The organism is Aeromonas finlandensis, assembly GCF_000764645.1.
Lineage (GTDB): Bacteria > Pseudomonadota > Gammaproteobacteria > Enterobacterales > Aeromonadaceae > Aeromonas > Aeromonas finlandensis.
The window spans coordinates 1-6,042 of the sequence record NZ_JRGK01000128.1; the positions used below are offsets into that span (position 1 = coordinate 1).

The following is a 6,042-nucleotide window of genomic DNA, read 5'->3' on the forward strand; positions in this document are numbered from 1 at the left end:
TACACCGGCGAAGCCAGCGGCACCCCGGTCGCCTCGGCCGAAATCGCCGAACTGCGCTGGCTCGACAGTCGCCATCTCGACGAGCTCTCCCCCGTCTCCCGCCTGCTCTTTGCCTGGCTGGTTGAACAGGGGCTGATCCGCTAACCCCTTTGGCTAGGGCTGCACAAACAAAAGAGGTGAGCCAATGGCTCACCTCTTTGCATCCGCAACAACGCACATCAGGGCAATTTCACTGCCCGCATCTCGACCTCTGGCAGGGCAAAGGCGTCTTGCGCAGCGATCAACTGCAACTCGTAAGCCTGCTGGCGCCAGGTCTCTTGCAGCACTGCATCCACCGAGGCGTTGGTGCGCTCGAACGCGCTCACCGCATCGTGGCCTGCCAGCAAATTGGCCAGCATCAGGGCACTGATAAGATCGCCCACCCCCACCGGCTGGCGGGCAAAGTCATAGAGCGGACGGGCAATCAGGTAATCCCCTTGCGGGGTGGCCAGCAGCATCTCGAAGCGGCTGGAGTCCTGCGCCGCACGACCGAGATGTTTGACCAGCACCAGCTTGACGCCGCGGGCCAGCAGCTGATGGGCGGCGGCGCGGGTCTGGTCCAGATCCGCCAGATGGGTATCGCAGAGGGTCTCCAGCTCCAGCAGGTTGGGGGCCATCATGTCGGCCACCGGCAGCGCCTGCTCGGTCAGAAAACGGGTGACGCCGGGGGCAACGATACACCCCTTCTCCGGGTGACCCATCACAGGGTCGCAGAAGTAGATGGCATCGGGGTTGGCCGCCTTGACGGCGTTGACCACGGTCAGGATCTCGTCCCCCTGCTCGGCGGAGCCAAGATAGCCGCTCAACACAGCGTCACACTGACTCAACACCTCGATATTGCCCAATCCTTTCACCAGCGCGCTGATATGGCCCGCCGGCATCGCCATCCCCTGCCACCCCTGGGCATATTGGGTGTGGTTGGAAAACTGCACCGTGTTGATGGGCCATACATCCATACCAAGGCGGCGCATGGGGAAGACGGCTGCGCTGTTGCCGGCACAACCAAAGACCACGTGGGACTGAATAGAGAGAACGGATTTCATCGGGAATACCACAGCAAAGGATCAGCAAGGTGGGCAATATATCGGATGACGATAACGATGCGCCACCTTGTCGCGGGATGAACAGGCAATTTCCTGACTAAAAAGAGGTTTTTTGCGCCATTTCGCCAGCGTCGGCAGGGTGAGCGGCGGCCAGCCATGTCGTAACGCTCCGCTCACCATCGGTCATCTCCCGTTGCGCTCAATGCCCGACGGGCGGGCAAAGTGATAGACCCACCCTTCGTCACGGGGCATATCACTGGGTGCCTGAACCAACTCGGGCAACACCGTCACCTTGCCACCAGCGGCATATTGCAGCGCCATCAGGGCGCAGAGCGCCGCATCGTAGCGATCCGTATCCGGCACCACATCGGCAGGCAGCAAGGCCGCCAGCTCGGGCCGTGCGGGAGATGCCTTGCCAGCCACCTTGGCCAGTGCCGGATAGACCTCCAGCACGGCGCGACTGGCCAGCGCCTGCACCTTGGGCACCAGTTGCAGATCCGAGAGCTGCGGCAGCATGGAGAGCGCCAGGGTGGCGTTGTTGCCGAGCCGGTCGAAGGTGGCCGACAGCGGCTTCTTGCCATATTGCTGATACAACCAGCGCTCGCAGTCGCGATAGGCGTAGGGGTTGTCTATCTCCCGCTCGGGCACGGCGCAGCTGTGTGGCTGACCGTTGAGCAGATCGCGCAAGGCGCGGGGAAAGGCGAGCGGCGCATCGATGCCGAGCGCCAGTTGCGGGCAGGCCTCGACCTGCGCCAACGCGGCCTCGTTTTGCAGGGCCGGACGCAACAGGGCCGCCAGATCCGGTGCCACCCGCGAGCTCAGGCGAAACAGCGGCGACACCCCGAGCCAGTGCAGGCGGTTCGAACCGGCCTGCCAGCCCACCACGGCCACCGCCTGGGCGCTGCCTTGCCAGCCACGCACATCCCAGCCGATCCCGATTGCACTCATCTGCCCTGCCGTCATCAATTACCTCTTTTCGCCTGTCACAAGTTGCAAGAGGCACAGGGTAATCAGCAGATGCCTTTAACGCAAAACGAACTGCCTGGTCAGAACGATTTCTGGCAGTTCACCAGCGGCAAAATGGGGAAAACGCCGTTGGCGGCGTAGTTGGCCAGCCCGATCTGCAAACCATCGAGATGCCGAGTGGCATTGATAAAACCAATCTGGAGGGGAGAGTGTGGGCACACCAGCAGGGACGAGGTGTGTCACGATACGTCACGGGCGGCCCTCTCACTTGACCGTCGGGTCTTGCAAACGCGCCAGCTCAGGGGCAATTGGCCACTTTTTCGCAGCGAGTGGCCCCTCTTCCTTTCTTTGCCTGACCGAACTGCCTAAAATAGTCGCCCTGCTGTATCCGGCATTCATCCATCTAGAGGATTTCCCATGGAGACGTTTCTGCTCGAAGGCCACCCCTTCGTTGCCTTGTGTGACCTTATCAAACATCAGGGGTGGGCCGATTGTGGCGGTGCCGCCAAAGCCCTCGTTGCCGAAGGGCTGGTAGAGGTGGATGGTCAAGTCGAGACCCGCAAGCGCTGCAAGATCGTGGCCGAACAGGTGGTCAACTTCAACGGCATGAAGGTCGTGGTCAAAGAGGGCATCAGCCCGGAGATTGGCTAAGCCCGTTTCGGGGCGCCACCCTCGGCAACCCCGCTAGCTGGCCTTGATCGACAGGGTCAGCACAAAACGCGCCATCGCCTCATCCCCGTTCAATGACGGACAGGTGGCCACCACCTGGATGGGGCGATTGATGCGCTGACCGCTTGCCAGCGATTCGTCGATCATGGCATCGATCTCCTCCCCTGCAGCGCAGTCAAACTGCACATCCCCCTCCGGTCGTTTCAAAAACTCCCCCTGCACATCCTTGAAGGCGAAGTGCACCTTCTTGCGCCGCTGCCGCCCTTTCTCCATCACCAGCAGACCGCCCACCAGATCAGCGCCCGTTGCCAGCGCGCCAAAATACATGCTGCCCAGATGGTTGCGGGTACGCCAGCCAAGGGGAATGCGAATGCGCAGCGCCTTGGCGTTCATCTCTTCGATGATCGGGGCACAAAACCCGATGACGGGAATGTAGCGCCAGGCAAACAGCCGAAGCGCCAGATTGGCTTTGAAGCGTTGCAAATCCATATGCGAACTGATCCGATGAGTTAATGTAAACAACATGTTGCCTACATCTGTATCATTCGACAAGCACAGGGATCACGGTTATGACCATTTGATAGGCGCAAAAAAGAGGGAACCGCACCGGTTCCCTCTTCTCGTTCATGTCACTGCTTAACAGCAGATGTGCCGATCAGGCGCGCTTCTCTTCCAGCCAAGCCCCCTGACTCTGCATCTCGAACAGCTGGGCATAGTGACCGCCGAGGGCCATCAGCTCGCTGTGGCTGCCCCGCTCGTTGACCTGACCACGGGAGAGCAGCAGGATCTCGTCCGCATCGACGATGGTCGAGAGGCGGTGGGCGATGGCGATGGTGGTGCGGCCACGACGCGCGGCAGAAATCGCCTGCGACAGCGCCAGCTCGGTCTGGGAGTCCACGCTCGCCGTCGCTTCATCCAGAATGAGGATGCGCGGATCCCCCACCAGCGCGCGGGCAAAGGAGAGCAGTTGCCGCTGACCGGCGGAGAGGTTCTTGCCCCCCTCCTCCATCAGGGTGTTGATCCCCTGTGGCAGGCTGCGCACAAACTCGGCCAGTTGCACCTCGCTCAGCGCCTGCCAGAGCCGCGCGTCGTCTATGCCGGCGCGGCCGAGACGCAGGTTTTCCGCCAGAGTGCCGACGAAGATAAAGGGATCCTGCTGCACCAGCCCGATAGTGCGGCGTACCGCCGCCAGCGACAGGGTATCCAGTGCGTGATCATCGAAGCGGATCTGCCCCTGATCCAGCGGATAGAAGCCCATCAACAGGCTGATGATGGTGGACTTGCCGCTGCCGGTATGGCCCACCAGCGCCAGCATCTGGCCCGGTTTTGCGGTAAAGCTGACCTCCCGCAGCACCTGCTGCTCGCCATCGTAGGAGAAGCTCACCCGCTCGAAACTGACCCGCCCTGCCAGCGGGAGCAGCTCGCCGTCGGTGCTCTCGCGGGTTTCATCGAGCAGGGCAAAGACCCGTTCCCCCGCAACCATTGCTTGCTGCAGTTGGTTGAGCTGGTTGGTCATCTCGATCAAGGGCTCGATCATCCGCCCCAGATAGCTGATAAAGGCGTAGAGCACCCCCACCTGAATGGCACCAGCGCTGCTCAATCCCTCGTGGGCAAACAGCGCCAACAGACCGATCAGTACCATCATGTAGAAGAGATCGATGAGCGGACGCAGCAAAATGCCGTTGATCTTGAGGCTCTTGATCCGTGCCGACCAGTGCTGCTGGTTCACCTCGGCAAAGGCGTTGGCAAAGTGGCGCTCCTGCACCATGGCCTGGATCACCGGCATCCCCTGCAGCGACTCGTTGAGGCGGCTGTTAATGTCGGAGAGCAGGCTGCGGGTCGCTCGCACCACCGGCACGCTCAGTTTCTGGTAGAGCCACATCACCCCGCCTACCGCGGGCAGCAGCAAGGAGCAGACCAGCATCAGCCGCAGATCCAGCAGCGCCATGGAGATGAGGATGCCGCACAGCAGCACCACTTTTTGCACCAGCAAGCCGATCACCTGCACATAGAGGTTCATGATCGCCTCGGTGTCGTTGGTGATGCGGGAAATCAGCGAGCCGGAGCGATGCTTGTCAAAGTAGCGGGCCGGCAAACGGATGGCGGTAGCAAATACCTGCTCGCGCAAAGTTTGCACCACCGCCTGAGCAATGCGATTGAAGCGCAGGGATTGCAAATAGAAACCCGCCGCCGAGAGCACCTGCAAGCCCAGATAGCCCGCTGCAATCAGGGCTATGGTGGGCAGCACGATATTGCGCGGTGCCAGATAGTCGTCAATAAAGAGCTTGATCAGCAGCGGCCCGGCCACTTCGGCGCCGGTGGCGAGCAGCAGGCAAATCCCCGCCTGAATCAGCCAGCGAGGATAACGAGCGCAGTAGGCGAGCAGTCGTTTAATGGTCGGATTCACAGGCTCTCCTCCACGGCTTCTTCGAGACGCTGGTAACGCACCATATCTGCATACCAGCCATTGTGCGCCATCAGGGCACCGTGATGGCCCCGCTCGCTGACAGCCCCCTGCTCAAGCACCAGGATCTCGTCGGCCTGCTCCACCGCCGTCATGCGATGACTGACCAGGATCAAAGTGCGGCGATGGGCCTTGAGGGCGTGCAGAATTTGCTGCTCGGTGTGGGCATCCACCGCCGAGAGCGCATCATCGAGCACCAGAATGGGTGCATCCAGCAGCAGGGCGCGGGCAATGGCCAGCCGCTGTTTCTGGCCGCCGGAGAGGGTCACTCCTTTCTCGCCCACCTCGGTCTCATACCCCTTGGGGAAACGAAGAATGTCATCGTGGACACAGGCGATGCGCGCCACCCGTTCGACCTCCTCGCGGCTCGCATCGGGTTTGCCGAGGGCGATATTGGCGGCGATGGTGGTGGAAAACAGGAATGGCTCCTGCGGCACATAGGCAAACTGGCTGCGCAGTGTGGCGAGTGGCAGCTGATCAATCGGTACACCGCCCATGGCAATCGAACCGTCAGTCGGGTTGGCTAGGCGCATCAACAGCTTGAGCAGAGAGCTCTTGCCTGCCCCGGTGCGTCCCACCACCCCGAGAATGCCCCCTTGCTTGAGGGTAACGTCGATATCCGCAAGCAGGGTGCGCTGCTCAAGTCGATAGCTCACCCCTTTGATCTGCAAAGGAAAGGCAGAGGCAAACGCCGCCGGCTGGGCGGGCTCTTCGATATCGCTGCGCTCCCCCAGCAGGCTCTCGATACGGGAGTAGGCGGCGCTGCCCCGCTCGATGATGTTGAACAGCCAGGCAATGGCAAACATCGGCCAGATCAGCTGGCCGAGGTACAGGGTGAAGCTGGTGAGCTCACCCAGGGTC

The 6,042-nt window shown here is 61.5% G+C and carries 6 protein-coding genes and 2 pseudogenes; 2 read left to right on the top strand and 6 right to left on the bottom strand.

Features of this window, described 5'->3' with window-relative positions:
* Positions 1-144, top strand: a pseudogene (locus LD28_RS0111170) (NUDIX hydrolase); the annotation flags it as partial.
* A 74-nt stretch (positions 145-218) separates the two neighbouring features.
* Here LD28_RS0111170 and pdxY read toward each other — a convergent pair.
* The 3 genes and pseudogenes from pdxY to LD28_RS22290 form a co-directional block, all read right to left on the bottom strand.
* A complete protein-coding gene (gene pdxY / locus LD28_RS0111175; protein ID WP_033137047.1) occupies positions 219-1,082 on the bottom strand; it encodes a pyridoxal kinase PdxY in 864 nt (287 codons plus the stop codon).
* Between the two features lie 183 nt (positions 1,083-1,265).
* On the bottom strand, positions 1,266-2,045 hold the full coding sequence (locus LD28_RS0111180; protein ID WP_033137048.1) for a DUF429 domain-containing protein: 780 nt from the start codon (positions 2,043-2,045) through the stop codon (positions 1,266-1,268).
* 83 nt (positions 2,046-2,128) lie between these two features.
* Positions 2,129-2,248: pseudogene (locus tag LD28_RS22290) on the bottom strand (LA_2272 family surface repeat-containing protein); the annotation flags it as partial.
* A 217-nt stretch (positions 2,249-2,465) separates the two neighbouring features.
* On the opposite strand from LD28_RS22290, the gene ybcJ reads away from it, so the two are divergent.
* Positions 2,466-2,699, top strand: coding sequence for a ribosome-associated protein YbcJ (gene ybcJ, locus LD28_RS0111185; RefSeq protein WP_033137049.1), 234 nt, complete (start codon positions 2,466-2,468; stop codon positions 2,697-2,699).
* A 33-nt stretch (positions 2,700-2,732) separates the two neighbouring features.
* Here the strand turns inward: ybcJ and LD28_RS0111190 are convergent, their stop codons facing one another.
* The 3 genes from LD28_RS0111190 to LD28_RS0111200 all read right to left on the bottom strand — a co-directional run.
* Positions 2,733-3,206, bottom strand: a complete 474-nt coding sequence (locus LD28_RS0111190) for a DUF4442 domain-containing protein (RefSeq protein WP_019446113.1) — start codon at positions 3,204-3,206, stop codon at positions 2,733-2,735.
* Positions 3,207-3,372: 166 nt separating this feature from the next.
* Complete coding sequence (locus LD28_RS0111195; RefSeq protein ID WP_033137050.1) at positions 3,373-5,124, bottom strand: ABC transporter transmembrane domain-containing protein; 1,752 nt, start codon at positions 5,122-5,124, stop codon at positions 3,373-3,375.
* Positions 5,121-6,042: ATP-binding cassette domain-containing protein (locus tag LD28_RS0111200; protein WP_033137051.1), on the bottom strand; the 922-nt coding region annotated here is incomplete at its 5' end. The genes LD28_RS0111200 and LD28_RS0111195, both read right to left, overlap by 4 nt.